Annotated in this window: 14 protein-coding genes; 8 read left to right on the top strand and 6 right to left on the bottom strand. The window is 74.1% G+C overall.

Going from position 1 to position 18,704, the window contains the following annotated elements:
- Positions 1–20: 20 nt before the first annotated feature.
- The 3 genes from CNO22_RS01400 to CNO22_RS01385 are packed head-to-tail and all read right to left on the bottom strand — an operon-like array spanning position 21 to position 3,858.
- Positions 21–734 (bottom strand): sirohydrochlorin chelatase, encoded by a 714-nt coding sequence (locus CNO22_RS01400; protein ID WP_100497571.1) that lies wholly within the window; start codon positions 732–734, stop codon positions 21–23.
- Positions 731–994 carry a hypothetical protein gene (locus tag CNO22_RS28720; RefSeq protein ID WP_232806711.1) on the bottom strand — a complete coding sequence of 88 codons (264 nt, stop codon included), beginning with the start codon at positions 992–994 and terminating at the stop codon, positions 731–733. The genes CNO22_RS01400 and CNO22_RS28720 overlap by 4 nt, the downstream gene beginning before the upstream one ends.
- 8 nt (positions 995–1,002) lie before the next feature.
- A complete protein-coding gene (locus CNO22_RS01385) occupies positions 1,003–3,858 on the bottom strand; it encodes an aconitate hydratase (RefSeq protein ID WP_100497570.1) in 2,856 nt (951 codons plus the stop codon).
- Positions 3,859–4,035: 177 nt separating this feature from the next.
- On the opposite strand from CNO22_RS01385, the gene CNO22_RS29590 reads away from it, so the two are divergent.
- From CNO22_RS29590 to CNO22_RS01345, 8 genes are all read left to right on the top strand, one after another.
- Complete coding sequence (locus tag CNO22_RS29590; protein ID WP_100497569.1) at positions 4,036–6,096, top strand: serine/threonine-protein kinase; 2,061 nt, start codon at positions 4,036–4,038, stop codon at positions 6,094–6,096.
- 22 nt (positions 6,097–6,118) lie between these two features.
- A complete protein-coding gene (locus CNO22_RS01375; RefSeq protein ID WP_100497568.1) occupies positions 6,119–6,868 on the top strand; it encodes an SIR2 family NAD-dependent protein deacylase in 750 nt (249 codons plus the stop codon).
- Positions 6,865–7,284, top strand: a complete 420-nt coding sequence (locus CNO22_RS01370) for a DUF1772 domain-containing protein (protein ID WP_100497567.1) — start codon at positions 6,865–6,867, stop codon at positions 7,282–7,284. Before CNO22_RS01375 ends, CNO22_RS01370 begins: the two co-directional genes overlap by 4 nt.
- 97 nt (positions 7,285–7,381) lie before the next feature.
- Positions 7,382–8,917, top strand: coding sequence for an AMP-binding protein (locus tag CNO22_RS01365; RefSeq protein WP_100497566.1), 1,536 nt, complete (start codon positions 7,382–7,384; stop codon positions 8,915–8,917).
- A gap of 299 nt (positions 8,918–9,216) precedes the next feature.
- Entirely contained in the window at positions 9,217–10,536 is a 1,320-nt protein-coding gene (locus tag CNO22_RS01360) for a C40 family peptidase (protein ID WP_232806710.1), read from the top strand.
- Between the two features lie 325 nt (positions 10,537–10,861).
- The gene (locus tag CNO22_RS01355) at positions 10,862–12,169 is read left to right on the top strand and encodes an AAA family ATPase (RefSeq protein WP_100497564.1); all 1,308 of its coding nucleotides are present in this window, start codon (positions 10,862–10,864) and stop codon (positions 12,167–12,169) included.
- On the top strand, positions 12,166–13,218 hold the full coding sequence (locus CNO22_RS01350) for a DUF58 domain-containing protein (RefSeq protein WP_100497563.1): 1,053 nt from the start codon (positions 12,166–12,168) through the stop codon (positions 13,216–13,218). The genes CNO22_RS01355 and CNO22_RS01350 overlap by 4 nt, the downstream gene beginning before the upstream one ends.
- Positions 13,219–13,279: 61 nt before the next feature.
- Positions 13,280–14,236 (top strand): VWA domain-containing protein, encoded by a 957-nt coding sequence (locus CNO22_RS01345; protein ID WP_100497562.1) that lies wholly within the window; start codon positions 13,280–13,282, stop codon positions 14,234–14,236.
- A gap of 78 nt (positions 14,237–14,314) precedes the next feature.
- Here the strand turns inward: CNO22_RS01345 and CNO22_RS01340 are convergent, their stop codons facing one another.
- The 3 genes from CNO22_RS01340 to CNO22_RS01330 form a co-directional block, all read right to left on the bottom strand.
- Positions 14,315–15,286: a quinone oxidoreductase family protein gene (locus tag CNO22_RS01340; protein WP_100497561.1), complete on the bottom strand. Its 972-nt coding sequence runs from the start codon at positions 15,284–15,286 to the stop codon at positions 14,315–14,317.
- 245 nt (positions 15,287–15,531) lie between these two features.
- Positions 15,532–17,763, bottom strand: coding sequence for a catalase/peroxidase HPI (gene katG, locus CNO22_RS01335; RefSeq protein WP_100497560.1), 2,232 nt, complete (start codon positions 17,761–17,763; stop codon positions 15,532–15,534).
- A complete protein-coding gene (locus tag CNO22_RS01330) occupies positions 17,760–18,233 on the bottom strand; it encodes a Fur family transcriptional regulator (protein ID WP_232806709.1) in 474 nt (157 codons plus the stop codon). Before CNO22_RS01330 ends, katG begins: the two co-directional genes overlap by 4 nt.
- Positions 18,234–18,704: the final 471 nt, after the last annotated feature.

The raw sequence follows: 18,704 nt of genomic DNA, 5'->3' as shown, positions 1-18,704 counted from the left end.
CCCAGACCCGGCTGCGGGCGTCAGCCCGCGGCGGACCAGGCGGCGACCGCGGCGTCGTAGCGGTCGAGCAGCACGGCGGCGATGCGGTCGTCGGGCAGCAGGGGAGCGGTGACCACGTCGGCGCCCGCACCGCCGAGCTTGTCGTGGAAGTGACCGGGCGCCAGCAGGTAGGCCGCGAGCACGACCCGCCGGGCGCCCGCGGACCGGGCGGCGGCGACCGCGTCGGGCACCGGGGGCTGCGCGGCCGACCCGTAGCCGGTCGTCACCGGACCGGTCCAGCGCTCCTGCAGCGCGGCGGCCGTGGCGTCGACGTCGGCGACCGAGCGCGGGTCGCTGGAGCCGGCGGCGGCGAGCACCACAGCGGTGGCCGGGTCGTCGGGGTCGGCGTCGGCGGCGAGCACCCGGTCGTGCAGGACGGCGACCAGCCGCGGGTCGGGGCCCAGCGGGCGGGCGGCGCGGGCCGCGGCGTGCTCGCGCACGGCCCGGGCGATGTCCACGTGCACGTGGTAGCCGCCGGAGAGCAGCAAGGGGACGACGACCGAGGGTCGCCCGTCGTCGGCCAGGCCCGCCACGACGTCGGCCACCGTGGGCGGCTGCACGTCGACGAACGCGGCGGTGGTGACCAGGCCGGGGCGCAGGGTCCGGGCGGCGAGGGCCAGCTCGGCGACCAGCCGGCGGCCGGTGGGGTTGCGGGTGCCGTGCGCACAGGCGACCAGTACGGGAGCGTCGGTCACGGTGTCCTCAGCCGGCCGCCGTCGACCGCGACGGTGGTGCCGGTGACGGAGGAGGCGGCGGGGGAGAGCAGGGAGGCGGCCACCCGGTCGAACCCGGCGGGGTCGCCGACCCGGCCGGGCGGGGTGTCCACGGCGTCGGTGGAGGGTGCGTCCGCCGGCGCCCGCGCCCCGTCAGCGACGAGGGCCCGGGCCGCCGCGGACCCCAGTCCCCGGCTCGCGCCGGTGACCAGGTGTCCGCGGCCGCCCAGGCCCAGGTCCATGCGGGGGATCAGCCGCGCAGCGAGCGCAGCACGTACTGCATGATCCCGCCGTTGCGGTAGTAGTTCGCCTCGCCGGGGGTGTCGATCCGCACGGTGGCGTCGAACTCGACGTCGCCGGCCTGCACCTTGACCGTGCGCGGCGTCTCGCCGTCGTTGAGCGCGGTGATCCCGGTGATGGTGAACTCCTCGTCGCCGGTCAGGCCGAGCGACTCCCGGTTCTGGCCGGCGGGGAACTGCAGCGGCAGCACGCCCATGCCGATGAGGTTGGAGCGGTGGATCCGCTCGTAGCTCTCGGCGATGACCGCCTTGACGCCCAGCAGCGCCGTCCCCTTGGCCGCCCAGTCGCGCGAGGACCCGGAGCCGTACTCCTTGCCGGCCAGCACGACCAGCGGGATGCCCTGCTCCTGGTAGGCGACCGACGCGTCGTAGATCGCCGTCGTCTCGCCGGTAAGGTGGTTCTTGGTGACCCCACCCTCGGTGCCGGGCACCACCAGGTTGTGCAGCCGGATGTTGGCGAAGGTGCCGCGGATCATCACCTCGTGGTTCCCGCGGCGGGAGCCGTAGGAGTTGAAGTCGCGCCGCTCGACGCCGTGCTCGCGCAGGTACTGCCCGGCCGGGCTGTCGGGCTTGATCGACCCGGCGGGGGAGATGTGGTCGGTGGTCACCGAGTCGCCGAGGACGGCGAGGGTGCGGGCACCGGTGATGTCCTCCACCGGGGTGGGCTCGGCCGGCATGCCCTCGAAGTACGGGGGCTTGCGGACGTAGGTGCTCTGCGGATCCCACGCGAAGGTGTCGCCTTCCGGCGTGGGCAGCGCCTGCCACTGCTCGGTGCCGGCGAAGACGTCGGCGTAGTCCTTGGCGAACATCTCCGCGGAGACGGCGTGGTCGATGACCCGCTGGACCTCCTGCGGGGAGGGCCAGATGTCGTGCAGGAAGACGTCGTTGCCGTCGGTGTCCTGACCAAGGGGGTCGGTGTTGAGGTCGACGTCCATCGACCCGGCGAGCGCGTAGGCGATCACCAGGGGCGGGCTGGCCAGGTAGTTCATCTTGACGTCGGGGTTGATGCGGCCCTCGAAGTTGCGGTTGCCCGACAGCACCGAGACGACGGCGAGGTCGGCCTCGTTGACGGCGTTGGACACCGGCTCGGGCAGCGGGCCGGAGTTGCCGATGCAGGTCGTGCAGCCGTAGCCGACCAGGTAGAAGCCGAGCTTCTCCAGGTACGGGGTGAGCTCGGCCTTCTCGTAGTAGTCCATGACGACCTTGGACCCGGGGGCCAGTGTGGTCTTCACCCACGGCTTGGAGGTCAGCCCCCGCTCGACGGCGTTCTTGGCCAGGAGGGCCGCACCGATCATCACCTGAGGGTTGGACGTGTTGGTGCAGGAGGTGATCGCGGCGATCACCACGTGGCCGTGGTCGGCGTAGGTCTCGGTGCCGTCCTCCATGACCACCCGGGTCGGCTTGGAGGGGCGGTCGGGCACCTGGTCGGGGACGACGGTGTGCGGCTTCCCCGCCTCGCCGTTGCCGTGCCCGCTGCCCGGCGCCGGGGTGGCCGGGTCGGAGGCGGGGAAGGACTCGGCCGAGGCCTCGTCGACGGCGGACTCGACGCCGTAGGGCTGCTCGTTGGCCGGCACGCCGGGCTTGCGGTCCTCGCCGCCGGTCTCGTCGTCCTGCACGTAATTGGCCAGCGCGGCACGGAAGGCGGTCTTGGCGTCGGTGATGGCGACGCGGTCCTGCGGCCGCTTCGGTCCGGCGATGCTCGGCACGACCGTGGACAGGTCGAGCTCGAGGTACTCCGAGAACGCCGGCTCGCGGGAGGCGTCGTGCCAGAGGCCCTGCTCCTTGGCGTAGGCCTCGACCAGCGCGACCTGCTCCTCGCTGCGGCCGGTCAGCTGCAGATAGGTGATGGTCTCCTCATCGATCGGGAACATCGCCGCGGTGGAGCCGAACTCCGGGCTCATGTTGCCGATCGTGGCGCGGTTGGCCAGCGGCACCGCGGAGACACCGGCGCCGTAGAACTCGACGAACTTCCCGACCACGCCGTGCTGGCGGAGCATCTCGGTGATCGTGAGGACCAGGTCGGTCGCGGTGGCGCCGTCGGGCAGCTCACCGGTCAGCTTGAAGCCGACGACGCGGGGGATGAGCATCGAGACCGGCTGGCCGAGCATCGCTGCCTCGGCCTCGATGCCGCCGACGCCCCAGCCCAGGACGCCCAGGCCGTTGACCATCGTGGTGTGCGAGTCGGTGCCCACGCAGGTGTCGGGGTAGGCCACGACGCGGTCGCCCTCGGGGCGCGGGAAGACCACGCGGGCCAGGTGCTCGATGTTGACCTGGTGCACGATGCCGGTGCCCGGCGGGACGACCTTGAAGTCACTGAAGGCGCCCTGGCCCCACCGCAGGAACTGGTAGCGCTCGCCGTTGCGCTCGTACTCGATCTCGACGTTGCGCTCGAAGGATTCCGGCGTGCCGAAGACGTCGGCGATGACCGAGTGGTCGATGACCAGCTCGGCGGGGGCCAGCGGGTTGATCTTCTGGGGATCGCCGCCGATCTCGGCCATGGCCTCGCGCATGGTGGCCAGGTCGACGATGCAGGGGACACCGGTGAAGTCCTGCATGACCACGCGGGCCGGGGTGAACTGGATCTCCTGGTCGGGCTCCGCGTTCGGGTCCCAGTTCGCCAGTGCGCGGATGTGGTCGGCGGTGATGTTCGCGCCGTCCTCGGTCCGGAGCAGGTTCTCCAGGAGGACCTTGAGGCTGAAGGGCAGCTTCTCGGAGCCCTCCACCGCGTCGAGTCGGTAGATGTCGTAATCGGTGCCGTCGACGCTGAGCGTCGCCCGGGCCCCGAAGCTGTCCTTGCTGGCTGCCACTTCTGCGCCCACCCCTCAGCTGGTCCGTCACGCTGCTGTCCACCCCGCATCATTTCAGGAGCCCGGCCGCCTGGGGGAGTGAGGCGACCCTTGCCGGCCCGGAGAGCGCCGGTCGGACCCCGCCGCCGGCCAGGGCGCGGGGTTTTTTCGCCGCGGGAGGCGGGGTAACGTCGCTAGGTGTCCCTCGGCCCGAGCCTCCAGGTCGACGGCGGCTCGGACAGGGACCGACGTGTCGTCGCCGGCCGGTACGAGCTGCACGAGCGGCTGGGCACGGGCGGCATGGGCACGGTCTGGCGGGGGCAGGACGTCCTCCTCGGGCGTCAGGTCGCCGTCAAGGAGCTGACCGTCCCGGTCGGGGCGTCGGCCGCCGACCGCGAGGTGCTGCGCGAGCGCATGCGGCGGGAGGCCCGAGCCGCCGCTCAGCTCGACCACCCCGACACCGTCACCGTCCACGACGTCGTCGAGGAGGGGGCGGCCACCTACCTCGTGATGCAGTACGTCGAGGCCCGGAGCCTGACCGAGGTCGTCGAGCAGGACGGGCCGCTGTCGCCGCAGGGTGCGGCCCAGGTGGGTCTCGTCGTGCTCGGCGCCCTCCGGGCGGCGCACGCGCAGGGCATCGTGCACCGGGACGTGAAGCCCTCCAACGTGCTGGTGGGCCGGCCGCGGGGCGGAGCGCCCGGCCGGGTCCTCCTCACCGACTTCGGCATCGCGTCCGTGCCCGGGAACCCGAGCCTGACCTCGACCGGCCTGCTGATCGGCTCCCCGGCCTACATCGCGCCGGAGCGCGCCCGGGGTGACACGCCGGATCCGCCGTCGGACCTCTGGGGGCTGGGCGCCACGCTGTTCACCGCGGTGGAGGGCCGGCCGGCCTACGACGGCGGCGACCCGATGACGACACTCGCCCTGGTGATGGTCGGCGAGCACGCGCCGTACGTCCGCGCCGGCATCCTCCGGCCGGTGCTCGAGGGCCTGCTGGAGCGCGACCCCGCCCGGCGCTACACCGCCGACCAGGCGGAGACGGCGCTGCGCGAGATCGCCGCTGCGCCGGCCGACGGCGACACCCGGCCGGCCCCCGCGGTGCCGGGAGCGGTGAACCCCGACGGGTCCGCCCGCACGGCCGTGCTCCAGGTGGGGCAGGGCGCGGACGCCGTCCCGGTCGGTCCGCCGCCGGTCCCGCCGCCGTCCGGTGCCCGCCGCCATCCGGCCGCGGCAGCTCCCGCCGCCCCGAGCGGGACGCAGCCGTCGAGGCGCCGCCGGGTCGCGCCGCTGGTGTGGGCCGGGCTGCTGGTCACGGCCGTGCTCGGGGTGGCACTCGTCCTCCTGCTCCGCGCCGGCGGGGGGGCGCTGCCCGGTGGCGGTGCCGCGACGCAGACCGGCGGTGCGGACTCGGGTGCCGCGACGCAGGCCGGCGGTGCGGACTCCGGTGCCGCGACGCAGACCGGCGGTGCGGACTCCGGTGCCGCGGATCCCGCGCCGTCGCCGGACACGTCTGGTGCGCTGCCGCTGCCGGACTCCGCCGACACCCCGGACGAGCAGTTGGAGGCGACGATCGGCGCGCTCGAGGACCGGGTCGCCACCGACCCCGACGCCGTGGGGCCGGGCGGGGAGCAGCTGCTGGAGGACCTGCGCGAGGTGGCGCGGCTCGACGGGCATCCGCGGCGCCTGGCCGCGGTCGTGACGAACGACTCCGCCGGGACGGCGGCCGAGGCGGGAGAGCTCGACGCCGACGTGGCGCGGCAGGTCCAGCAGGTTCTCGACGCCGTGGCCGCGCCCGCGCGGCTGATCGACGTCGTGCAGCTGGTCGACGAGGACCCGCCCGCGATCGGCCCGGCCGGCCCCGAGCTGTTCGACGCCCTCTTCGCCCTCGACCACGAGGTGCCCGCGGACGAGACGGCCGAGGCGGCCGACGCCCTGGCGCGGCGGGTGACGGAGGCCGTCGCGGACGGCGAGGTCACCGAGGGGTTCGCCAGGACCGCGCTGCCCACGCTGCAGCGGCTGGCCGACCCGGCCGCCTACCGGGCCCTGCAGGACCTCCTCGCCGACGTCGAGCAGGACCCGGGGAGCGCCGGCCCCGCCGGGGACCGGGTGCTGGTGTCCCTGCGCGCGGTCGCCGAGCTGCCGGTCTTCCCCCAGGGCAACGAGGCGTCCGCGCTGCTCGCGCTGGTCCGCGAGGAGGGGCAGGTGACCCCGGCCTTCCGGGACGAGGCGGTGCCGGTCCTCACCGCGCTGGTGCGCTGATGCCCGCCGTGCCGGCCCTCCCGTGACCGTTCACGAGCCGCTGCCCGGCTGGTTGACCGGTGCCCGGCGGATCACCGTCCTCACCGGTGCGGGTATCTCCACCGACAGCGGCATCCCGGACTACCGCGGGCCGAACGGCGTGTGGACGAGGGACCCGGACGCCGAGAAGCTGGTGACGCTGTCGTACTACGTGGCCGATCCCGACATCCGCCGTCGTGCCTGGCTGATGCGGCGGGACACGCAGGCCGGCGACGTCGCCCCCAACGCCGGGCACCGGGCGCTGGTCGACCTGGAGCGGCAGGGGCGGCTGCGGGCGTTGCTCACCCAGAACGTCGACGGGTTGCACCAGGCGGCCGGGTCGTCCCCGGAGCTGGTGGTGGAGCTGCACGGCACGGTGCACGCCGTCGAGTGCCTGGCCTGCGGCGACCGGACGACGATGGCCGAGGCGCTGGCCCGCGTCGACGCCGGGGAGCCCGACCCCGCCTGCCGGCTGTGCGGCGGCATCCTCAAGTCGGCGACGGTCAGCTTCGGCCAGGCCCTCGACCTGGCGGTGGTCGAGGCCGCCGCGGAGGCGACGACCGACTGCGACGTCTTCGTGGCCGTCGGCACCTCGCTGACCGTGCACCCCGCGGCCGGGCTGACCGACCTGGCCGCGCAGGCCGGCGCCCGGGTGGTCGTCGTCAACGCCCAGCCCACCCCCTACGACACCTTCGCCGACCTCGTCGTCCGCGAGCCGATCGGTACGTCGCTGCCCCGGCTGCTGGCCCGGTGACGCTGCTGGCCGTCCACCTGGCGCTGACCGCCGCCTACGCCGGCTTCCAGTGGACGGTGCGCGCGCTGGTCTACCCGCAGTTCGCGCTCGTCCCGGCGGTGGCCTTCCCGGCCTACGAGCGCCGCCACCAGCAGCGGATCACCTGGGTCGTGGGCCCGCTGTTCGGGGGGCAGGGGGTCACGACGCTGTGGCTGCTCGCCGACCGGACCGAGGGGGCGCTGCCCGCGGTGCTGGCCGGCGCGGCCTGTCTGGCCCTCGTGCTGGCGGCCACCGCGCTCGGCGCCGTCCCGCTGCACCGCCGGCTGGGGGAGGGGTGGGACGACGCCGCGCACCGCCGGCTGCTGCGGGTCGACACCGGGCGCGCGGTCGCGGGCACGGCGGGGACCGCCGCCGCACTGGTCGCACTGCTCAGCTGATCCGGGGAGCACCGGGCCGGGATCGGCCGCTAGCGTGACGGTCACCACGTCGAGCGGTGGCCGACCGCTGGTCGGCCCGAGGACCCGGGAGCTCCCCATGCGCGTGCCCTTGACCACCCGAGACTTCCTCGACCGGGCGGAGCTGGTCTACGGCGACCGCGTCGGCATCGTGGACGAGCCAAACCAGCCCGCACCGTCGCTGGGCGAGGTCACCTACCGGGAGGTCGCCCGCCGCGGTCGCGCGCTGCAGGCCGGGCTCGACGCGCTGGGTGTGGGGGAGGGCGAGCGGATCGCCGTCGTCAGCCACAACGCCGGCCGGCTGCTGGAGTGCCTGCTGGCGCTGCCGTCGTCCGGACGGGTCGTCGTCCCGGTGAACTTCCGGCTGCAGCCCGACGAGGTGAGCTACATCGTCGGGCACAGCGGCGCGCGGGTGCTGTTCGTCGACCCGGAGCTGGAGGCCTCGCTCAAGGGTGTGGAGGCCGAGCACCGGTTCACCACCGGCGAGGAGTACGAGCAGCTGCTGCGCTACGACACCGAGCCGGTGCCGTGGTCCGAGCCCGACGAGGACGCCACCGCCACGATCAATTACACCAGCGGCACGACGGCCCGGCCCAAGGGCGTGCAGATGACCCACCGCAACGAGTGGGTCAACGCGGTCACCTTCGCCATGCACATGCAGTTCAGCGACCGCGACGTCTACATGCACACGCTGCCGATGTTCCACTGCAACGGCTGGGGCCTGGCCTACAGCGCCGCCGGCGTCGGCGCCCGCCAGGTGGTGATCCGCAAGATCGACGGCGCGGAGATCCTGCGGCGGGTCGAGCAGCACGGGGTGACCGTCATGGCCGGCGCGCCGGCGGTATGGAACGCCGTCCTGGACGCCGCAGCCGAGTGGGACGGCGAGATCCCCGGGCGCGACCGGGTGCGGATCATCGTCGCCGGCGCCCCGCCGCCCTCGAAGACGATCGCGCGGGTCGAGGCCGAGCTCGGCTGGGAGTTCAACCAGATCTACGGCCTCACCGAGACCGCGCCGCTGCTCACCGTCAACCGGCCGCGGGCCGAGTACGACGACCTCGATCCCGAGGAGCGCGCCAAGCGGCTGTCCCGCGCCGGGGTGCCGGCACTGGGCACCCGCCTGACCACGAGCGAGAGCGGTGAGGTGCTGGCCCGGGGCAACACGGTGCTGGCCGGCTACTGGACCAACCCCGACGCCTCGGCCGAGGCTCTGGAGGGCGGCTGGTTCCACACCGGCGACGGCGGCTCGATCGATGACGGCGGCTACCTGACGATCTCCGACCGCAAGAAGGACGTGATCATCACCGGCGGCGAGAACGTCTCCTCGATCGAGGTCGAGGACGTCGTCTTCAGCCATCCGGCGGTGGCCGAGGTCGCGGTCATCGGCGTCCCCGACGAGAAGTGGGGCGAGATGGTGACCGCGGTGGTCGTCGTCGCCGAGGGTCAGCAGGTCACCGAGGAGGAGATCGTCGCCCACTGCCGCGGCCGGATCGCCGGGTACAAGATCCCCAAGCGGGTGGAGTTCCGCGACGAGCTGGCCCGCACCGCGACCGGCAAGATCCAGAAGTTCAAGCTGCGCGAGGGCTTCTGGTCCGACTCCGACCGCCAGGTGAACTGAAAAGGACCCCGTCCTCCCCACCCTTCGCAGGCTCAGGGTGGGACCCGGGACGGGGCCGCAGTCCTCCCCGCCCTTCGCAGACTCAGGGCGGGACCCGGCCACGCAGGCACCCTGCCTGACACCCCGTTTCCGGCGGCGGCCTCCCCCCAAGTGGGGAGTGCCCGCTCAACCCCTTCCTTGATCTTGTCGTTCCGGCACCGGAGTGCGCCTCCGGGCGCCGGTCGACGAGGTCGTGAGGAAGGTCGGACGTGGGCAGGACGAACGTGCAGGGGAGCCATCCGAGGCGCTCCGGGTGGCTGGTGCGCGCAGCCGGGACGGCGGTCACCGCGCTGGTCCTGGCCGGCCTGGTGCCGGGGACGGCGGTGGCAGCCCCGGGGGACGCCGAGGTCGCCGAGGCGCAGGCCGAGCGCGACGCCGCGGCTGCCCGCGTCGGCGAGATCGGCGCGCAGCTCGCGCAGGCCCAGGAGCGGGTGGACGCCGCCCGCCGGGGCGCGCAGATCGCGCTGCAGGAGTACGAGGTCCAACTGGCCGCCCAGGAGGAGGCGCGCGTCGCGGCCGAGGCCGCCGCCGCGGCCGCCGAGCGGGCCGCCGCCGAGCTGGGGCGCGGCCGCGACCAGGTGGTCGCCTTCGCGCGGTTGAGCTACATGCAGGGCAGCACGAGCCCGGGTGCGGCCGCGCTGGTCACCGCCGAGGGCCCGGCCCAGCTGGTGGAGCGCGCCGCGCTGCTCGAGGCCGCGGGCGACCACCGGGTGGACGTCGTCGCCGAGCTGACCGTCCTCGAGCAGCAGGCCGCCGCCGCAGACGACGCCGCGCGGACCGCGGTGCAGGCCGCCGACCAGGCCGAGGACGCCGCTGCGGTCGCCCTGGCCAGCGCCCAGGAGCAGGAGCTCTCGGCGCGCGCCCAGGCCGCCGCGCTCGCCGACCGGCGCGAGGCGCTGGAGGCCGAGCTCGCCGAGGCGCAGGAGGTCCTCTACGGCGCCCAGGGGGCGGCCGCCGCGGCCGCTGCCGCCGAGGCCGCGGCCGCTGCGGCGCAGGCGCGCCCGCCGGCGCCGCGCACGCCGTCGGTCTCCTCGTCGGCCGGGTCCTCGACGCGGGGCACGTCGTCCTCCGGGTCGTCGTCCTCCTCCGGCTCGTCCTCGGGCTCGTCGTCCTCCGGCGGCGGGTCGCCGACCCCCGTGGACACCACGGCCGGCGAGCCGACGGGGTCGGCGGTGGACCGGGCGATCGCGGCGGCGAAGAGCCAGCGCGGGCTGCCCTACAGCTGGGGCGGCGGCAACGCCACCGGCCCGACGTGGGGCATCCCGCCGGACACCGACGTCTTCGGGTTCGACTGTTCGGGCCTGACCGAGTACGCCTACGCGCAGGCGGGCATCCGGATCGGCGGCACCAGCCGCGAGCAGTACTGGCGCTTCCGCGACCAGACGGTCGCCGCCGACGACCTGCAGCCCGGCGACCTGGTGTTCTGGGGCGAGACCGCGGACTACACGTCGATCTACCACGTGGCGCTCTACATCGGCGGCGGGCAGGTCGTCCAGGCGCCGCAGAGCGGGGACGTCGTGCGCATCTCGGCCATGTGGTTCGGCAGCGACTACTACGGCGCCGTCCGGCCGACCGCCTGAAAGGACCCCGTCCTCCCCACCCTTCGCAGGCTCAGGGCGGGACCCGGGACGGAGCCGAGAGATGGGGCGTCGGGCAGCCACGGGGGGAGCTGCCCGACGCAGCACCGAGGCTAGCAGTCAGCGCTGGCTGCGGGCAGTGGTGTGCACGCGGCGTACGCACTGGGGGCGTCGGTCACCATGGGTGTCCGGTTGGCTCACCCGCGTGCGCGCCCGGCTGATGCCCAGGAACGTGTAGGACACTGGCGGGGACGGGCACGCCGTCCGTCGCCGACCCCGCGACGTCAGTCGGACGCGGGGCCGTGGACCGGCACGATCAGGGAGTTCCGTGAGCAGCGCCGCCAGCACCTCGCTCGAGCAGTCCGCCGGGCAGCCGGTCCCGCCGTCGGTCGACGCCGCCCACCTGGAGCGGGTGCTGTTCGAGATCAAGCGGGTGATCGTCGGCCAGGACCGGCTGGTCGAGCGGATGCTCGTCTCGCTGCTGGCCCGCGGGCACGTGCTGCTCGAGGGCGTCCCCGGCGTGGCCAAGACCCTCGCCGTCGAGACGCTGGCCACCGTCGTCGGCGGCCGCTTCGCCCGCCTGCAGTTCACCCCCGACCTGGTGCCGGCCGACATCATCGGCACCCGGATCTACAAGGCCGGGCAGGACGCCTTCGACACCGAGCTGGGCCCGGTGTTCGCCAACTTCGTGCTCACCGACGAGATCAACCGCGCGCCGGCCAAGGTGCAGTCGGCGCTGCTGGAGGTCATGGCCGAGCGCCAGGTGTCGATCGGCGGGGTCACCCACCCGCTGCCCGACCCGTTCCTCGTGCTCGCCACCCAGAACCCGATCGAGTCCGAGGGCGTCTACCCGCTGCCCGAGGCCCAGCGCGACCGCTTCCTCATGAAGGTGCTCGTCGACTACCCGAGCCCGGAGGAGGAGCGCGAGATCATCTACCGGATGGGCGCGACGCCGCCGGTGCCCGAAACCGTCCTCGGCCCCGAGGACCTCGTCCGCATGCAGCGCACCGCCTCCCAGGTGTTCGTGCACCACGCCCTGGTCGACTACGTCGTCCGGCTGGTGGTCGCCACCCGCGCGCCGCGCGAGCACGGCATGGACGACGTCGCGCAGTGGGTCTCCTACGGCGCCAGCCCGCGTGCCTCCCTCGGGCTGATCGCCGCCAGCCGCGCGCTGGCGCTGGTCCGCGGCCGCGACTACGTGCTGCCGCAGGACGTCCTCGACGTCACCGCCGACGTGCTGCGCCACCGGCTGGTGCTCTCCTACGACGCGCTGGCCGACGGCGTGCCGGCCGACCACGTGGTCAAGCGGATCCTGCAGACCGTGCCGCTGCCGCAGGTGGCTCCGCGCCAGCGCTCGGGCGGCTTCGGCCCGGGCAGCCCCGGCGGCCCTTCGGTGCCGACCGCGCCGCCGTTCGGTGCGCCGCAGTTCGGTCCGCCCGGACCGCAGTACGGCCCGCCGGGTCAGCCCTACAACGGCTCGGGCCAGCCCGGTCCCGTGCCGCCGTCCGCGCCCTTCGGCGCTCCCCAGGGCCAGCCGGCCGGGGGGCAGCCGGGTCAGGGGCAGCCGGGCCCGGCCCCGCAGGGCCGCCCGGACGCCTCCGCCAACGGCGCCGACCGCGGGTCCTCGCCGGCGTGATCCTGCGTCGCCGGTCCGGCGGCGCCGCGGCCCCGGAACAGGCCGGCCCTCCGCCCACCCCGGGTTCCGGCATCGACCCGGGGGCAGGGGACCACGCCCACGCGCCCGGCTCCGGCGGGGCGCCCCCGCACTTCGCCGAGGGCCCGGCCGACGTCCTGCTGCAGCGACTGGAGCTGACCGTCCGGCGCCGGCTCGACGGGCTGCTGCAGGGCGACCACCTGGGCCTGGTGCCCGGCTCGGGCACCGAGGCCGGCGACTCGCGCACCTACCACCCGGGGGACGACGTCCGGCGGATGGACTGGCCGGTGACCGCGCGCACCCAGGTGCCGCACGTCCGCGAGACGATCGCCGACCGCGAGCTGGAGACCTGGGCGGTGGTCGACCTCTCGGCCAGCCTGGACTTCGGCACCGCCACCTGCACCAAGCGGGACCTGGCGATCGCCGGGCTGGCCGCGGTCAGCCACCTCACCGTCCACGGCGGCAACCGGCTGGGCGCCGTCGTCACCACCGGCGAGCGGGTGGACCGGTACCCGGCCACGGCCGGCCGGCTGGCCGCCGACCGGCTGCTGCGCGCCGTCGTCGCGACGCCGCGGGCCGCCGGTGGACGGCGGGGCGACCTCGCCGCCGCGCTGGAGTCGCTGCGCCGTCCGCCGCGCCGCCGCGGCCTGGTGGTCGTCGTCTCGGACTTCCTGGGGTCCGACGCGCAGGGTGCGCCGGACTGGGAGCGCCCGCTGCGCGGCCTCGCCGCGCGGCACGAGCTGCTGGCCATCGAGGTGGTCGACCCACGCGAGCTCGAGCTGCCCGACGTCGGCCTGCTCACCGTCGTCGACCCGGAGAGCGGGCAGACCCTCGAGGTGCCCACCGGCGACGCCGGGTTCCGGGCCCGGTTCGCCGAGGGCGCGGCGGCCCAACGGCGGGCGATCGCCGCGGCGCTGCGCCGCGCCGGCGCCGGGCACCTGCAGCTACGCACGGACCGCGACTGGCTGATGGACGTCGTCCGGTACGTCGCGGACCGGCGACGAGCGGGCTCCGGGGGCGCGTCCCGATGACCGCACCGATCCCGATGAGCCGTTGCGACCGCCGGCGCGCCGGCAGCGGAGGAGCGTCCCGATGAGCTTCCAGGCCCCGTGGTGGCTGCTCGGCCTGCTGGCCGTGGTCGCGCTGGTGGCGCTGTACGTGGTGCTGCAGCTGCGCCGCAAGGCCTACGCCGCGCGCTTCACCAACGTCGCGCTGCTGGGCACGCTGGTGCCCAAGCGCCCCGGCTGGCGGCGGCACCTGGCCTTCGGGCTGGTCGCGCTCGGGCTGGCCGCGCTGATCGTGTCCCTGGCGATGCCCAGCACCGAGGTGCGGGTGCCGCGGGAGCGGGCGACGGTGGTCATGGCCGTCGACGTCTCGCTGTCGATGCAGGCGACCGACATCGAGCCCAGCCGCTTCGAGGCGATGCAGGTGGCGGCCAAGGAGTTCGTCGACGTGCTGCCCGAGCGGATCAACCTGGGGCTGGTGTCCTTCGCCGGCACCGCCACCACGGTGGTCACCCCGACGACCGACCGCGGCCAGGTGCGCACCGCGATCGACAACCTGGAGCTGGCCGAGTCGACCGCGATCGGCGAGGCGGTGTTCACCTCCCTGACGGCGATCGAGAACTTCCAGGCGTCGCTGGACGCCGACGGCGAGGAGGTGCCGCCGGCGCGGATCGTGCTGCTCTCGGACGGCTACAACACCGTGGGCCGCCCCGACACCCAGGCCATCGACGCCGCGCTGGACGCCGGCATCCCGGTCTCCACGATCGCCTTCGGCACCGACTACGGCACCCTGGACCTCGACGGCGAGCGGGTGCCCGTGCCGGTGGACCGCGCGACGCTCGAGGACATCGCCGACCAGACCGGTGGCAGCTACAGCGAGGCCGCCAGCGCCGCCGAGCTCGAGCAGGTCTACCAGGACCTCGGCAGCCAGATCGGCTACACGACCGAGCCGCGCGACGTCAGCTACTGGTTCGTCCGCGGCGGGGTGCTGTTCGCGCTGCTCGGCGTCGTCCTCAGCCTGCTCTGGACCAACCGCCTGCTGTAGCGGGCCCGGAGGAGCGGCGATTTCCGCGGAAATCGCCGCTCCGGCGGCGGTCCCCGCGGGGACCGCCGCCGGCGGCGCTCAACGGCTGGGGTCGAGGACGAGCTTGCCGGTGGTGCGGCGGGCGAGCAGGTCCTGGTGCGCCTCGCGGACGGCGGACAGCGGATAGCGGCCGCCGACGACGGGGCGCAGCGCGCCGTCGGCCACCAGGGCCAGCAGCTCGGTCATGGCGTCGTCGAGCATCGCGGGCCGGGCCATGCAGTGCGCCAGCCAGAAGCCGACGACCGCGCGGCTCTTCTGCAGCAGCATCCCCGGCGGGACGGCGGCGGTCTCCTGGCGGGCGGCCATCCCGTAGGTGACCGCCCGGCCGAACGGAGCCAGCGCGGCCAGCGAGCCGGCGAAGACGTTCCCGCCGGTCATCTCCAGGACGACGTCCACCGGCCGGCCGCCGTTGGCCTCGCGCAGCGCAGCGGTGAAGGCCTTGGGGTCGTCGTCGGCCAGGGCCGGGTCGACGGAGGCGTCGGCGCCGAGCTCCTCGGTGAGCGCCCGCTTCTCCGGGCTGGACGCGGTGGCGATCACCCGGCCGGCACCCCAGCGGCGGGCCAGCTGCACGGCCAGCGACCCGACACCGCCGGCCCCGGCGATCACGACGACGGTCTCCCCGGCGGCCAGGTGCGCGCTGGTGCGCAGCAGGTGGTAGGCGGTCGAGCCCTGCAGGACGACGGCCAACGCCTGCTCGTCGAGAACGCCGTCGGGCACCTGCCAGGTCAGCCGCGGGTGCGCGACGACCTTCTCCGCGTAGCCGCCGCCGTCGAGCAGGCCGACCACCCGCGGCCCGCCGCCGGTCGGCGTCCCCACGAACTCCGCGCCGGGCACCAGCGGCAGCTGCTGGGCGGCGAGGTAGCTGTTCTCGATCTGGTGCGTGTCGGCGAAGTTGATCCCTGCTGTCGAGACGTCGTAGACCTTCTGGCCCGGACCGACCTCCGGCTCGGGGATGTCGACGACGTCGAGGACCTCGGGGCCGCCGAAGCGGGTGATCTGCACAGCGCGCATGCAGTGGAGGCTAGGACTTCGCCCGCGGAGCGCGATCAGGGAGCCGGGCGACCGACCGCGCCGACCGTCACCGGGGTGTCCGGTCCCGACAGTGGGGGCCGATGGAGGACGTCCCACCCCGGAGCCACCGGCACGTCGCGGTCCGTATGTCCCCGCCCGTGCCGCTGATGCGCTGAATGGCCCCGCCCGGCGAGCGGATGCCCCGGCCCGCGCGGTCCGGGCCGGGGCATCCGGACAGGCCCTGCCTACCGCAGGTCGAAGCGGTCGAGCTCCATGACCTTCACCCAGGCGTCCGCGAAGTCCCGCACGAACTTCTCCTGGGCGTCGTCGGAGGAGTACACCTCGACGATGCCGCGGAGGATCGAGTTCGAGTTGAACACGAGGTCGGCCGCGGTCGCGGTGCGGACGACGTTCCCGTCGGCGTCCAGGCCCTCGTAGACATCCTCGGTCTCGACCGAGGTGCGCCACGAGATGCCCAGGTCGAGCAGATTGCGGAAGAAGTCCTGCGACAGCACGCCGGGCCGGTCGGTGAAGACGCCGTGCGTCACGCCGCCGGTGTTGGCGCCGAGCACCCGGAGCCCGCCGAGCAGGACCGTCATCTCCCGGGCGGTCAGCTCGAGCATGTAGGCGCGGTCGACCAGCAGCGTCTCGGGGGCGAGCTTGCTGCCCGGCGCGATCCAGTTGCGGAAGCCGTCGGCCCGCGGCTCGAGCCAGCGGAAGTTCTCGACGTCGGTCTGCTCCTGCGAGGCGTCGGTGCGGCCGGGCGTGAAGGGCACGGTCACCTGCACGCCGGCGTCGGCCGCGGCCTTCTCCACCGCCGCCGTGCCGCCCAGGACGATGAGGTCGGCGAGCGACACCTTCTTCCCGGTCTGCGACTCGAACTCGCTCTTCACCTGCTCGAGCACGGGCAGGACGTCCCGGACACCCTCGTTGACCGCCCAGCCGATCTGCGGTTCGAGCCGCAGCCGCGCGCCGTTGGCCCCGCCGCGCTCGTCGGTGCCTCGGAACGACGCGGCGGCCGACCACGCCGTGTGCACGAGCTGGGGGACGGTCAGCCCGGAGGAGAGCAGACGCTGCTTGAGGTCGGAGATCTCGGCCTCGCCGACCAGCTCGTGGTCGACCGCCGGGACCGGGTCCTGCCAGATGAGCTCCTCGTCCGGCACGTCCGGGCCGAGGTAGCGGCTCTTCGGGCCCATGTCACGGTGCAGCAGCTTGAACCAGGCGCGGGCGTACTGGTCGGCGAAGTACTCCGGGTCGTTGTAGAACCGCTCGGAGATCTGCCGGAAGCCGGGGTCGGCCATGAGCGCCAGGTCGGTCGTCGCCATCATCGGCGGGTTCTTCTTGCCCTCGATGTGCGCGTCGGGGACGAGCTCCTGCGCTTCGGGGTTCTTCGGCTTCCACTGCTTCGCGCCGGCGGGGCTCTGGGTGAGCTCCCACTCGTAGCTGAAGAGCATCTGGAAGTAGGTGTTGTCCCACGTCGTCGGCGTCGGCGTCCAGGCGCCCTCGAGACCGCTGGTGATCGTGTCGGCGCCCTTGCCCGTGCCGTGCTGGCTGATCCACCCGAGGCCGTTGCCGTGCACCGGGCACCCCTCCGGCTCCGGACCGACGAGCTCGGGGTTGCCGGCGCCGTGCGTCTTGCCGAACGTGTGCCCGCCGGCGATCAGCGCGACGGTCTCCTCGTCGTTCATCCCCATCCGGCTGAAGGTCACGCGGATGTCGTGGGCCGAGGCGAGCGGGTCGGGCCGGCCCTGCGGGCCCTCCGGGTTGACGTAGATCAGGCCCATGGTGACCGCCGCGAGGTGGCCCTCCTCGAGATCGAGGGGGGTGTCCCCGCTGTACCGCTCGTCACCGAGCCAGGTGTCCTCCGGGCCCCAGAAGACCTCCTCGGGCTGCCAGACGTCCTCGCGGCCGAAGGCGAAGCCGAAGGTCTTCAGACCCATGTCGTCGTGCGCGACGTTGCCGGCGAGCACGAGCAGGTCGGCCCAGGAGATCTTGCGGCCGTACTTCTGCTTGATCGGCAGCAGCAGGCGGCGGGCCTTGTCCAGGTTGGCGTTGTCCGGCCAGCTGTTGAGCGGGGCGAAGCGCTGCGCGCCGTCGCCACCGCCACCGCGGCCGTCGGCGATCCGGTAGGTGCCGGCCGCGTGCCAGGACATGCGGATGAACAGGGGCCCGTAGTGACCCCAGTCGGCCGGCCACCAGTCCTGCGAGGTGCGCATCACCTGGACGACGTCGCGCTTGAGCTCCTCGACGTCGAGCTTGGCGAACTCGGCTCGGTAGTCGAAGTCCTCACCGAGCGGGTCGGAGTCCCTCGAGGGCTTGTTCAGCACCGACAGGTCGACCTGGTTGGGCCACCAGTCCCTGTTGCCACGGGGGCGCTGGTCGGTGGCCGCGGTCGGCGAGGGGATCGCCGGGTTCTCGCTCTCGCTGGTGCTCTGGGTCCGGGCCTTGTCGAGCTCTTTTTGGTCGTACTCGCTCACGGGGCACCTCTCTGTGGTGGGGAACGGTCGGCGTTCGAAGAGGTGGCCCGACCCGCCGCGCACGACCGGCACCGACCCCAGTAGATGACCTCGGCCTCGTCGACGACGAAGCCCTCACCGCCCGCGGGGGAGAGGCAGGGAGGCTCGCCGGTGGCGCAGTCGACGTCGCTGATGGCACCGCAGGATCGGCAGACCAGGTGGTGGTGGTTGTCGCCGACCCGCGCCTCGTAGCGTGCCACCGAGCCCTGCGGCTGGATGCGCCGCACCAGGCCCCGGTCGGTCAGGACCTGCAGCACGTCGTACACCGCCTGGTGCGACACCGCGCCCAGGCGTGCGCGGGCGGCGCCGATCAGCGCCTCCGTGTCGACGTGCGGGTTCGCGTGGACGGCGTCCAGCACCGCCAGTCGCGGGCGGGTGACCCGCAGACCCACCGCGCGGAGTGCGCGCTCGAGGTCTGCGGCGTCCGGCACGGGTTCAGCTTCACGGTTGTCCTTGAACCAGTCAAGATCTGACCTGTCGCGGCACGCACGGGCTCGTGACGACGCGCTGACGAGGGTGTCCAGGAACGTTCGCGTCGAAGAAGCCGTTCCCGAGCGGCAGCTGAGGGTGCTCGAATCGCTGCTCAGTGCGGACGGCGGGAGGGAACCCCGCCGTTCCTGTGTGGTCGCCGCCCGCATGCGGGAAGCGTGTCGGCGTAGTTGAGCCCCGCCGTCGGGACGTCGTGGAGCTTCTGCCCCGGCCTGGCCTCCGGCTGCGGGATGTCGACGAAGTCCGAGCACGTCGCGGCCGCCGAAGCGGGTGATCTGCACAGCACGCATGACCGTGAGGCCAGGCCGGGCTCCACGCCGCTCCGCGACCTGCCCGTGGGACTGCCTGTGGTTGGCTTGCCGACGGCGGCTACGAGGGCCGCAGGGATCAGGTCCCTGCGGCCCGCAAAGTCG

Source organism: Geodermatophilus chilensis (assembly GCF_002802985.1).
In the GTDB taxonomy this organism is placed as follows: Bacteria; Actinomycetota; Actinomycetes; order Mycobacteriales; family Geodermatophilaceae; genus Geodermatophilus; species Geodermatophilus chilensis.
This window is presented reverse-complemented; position numbering and strand designations above follow the sequence as displayed.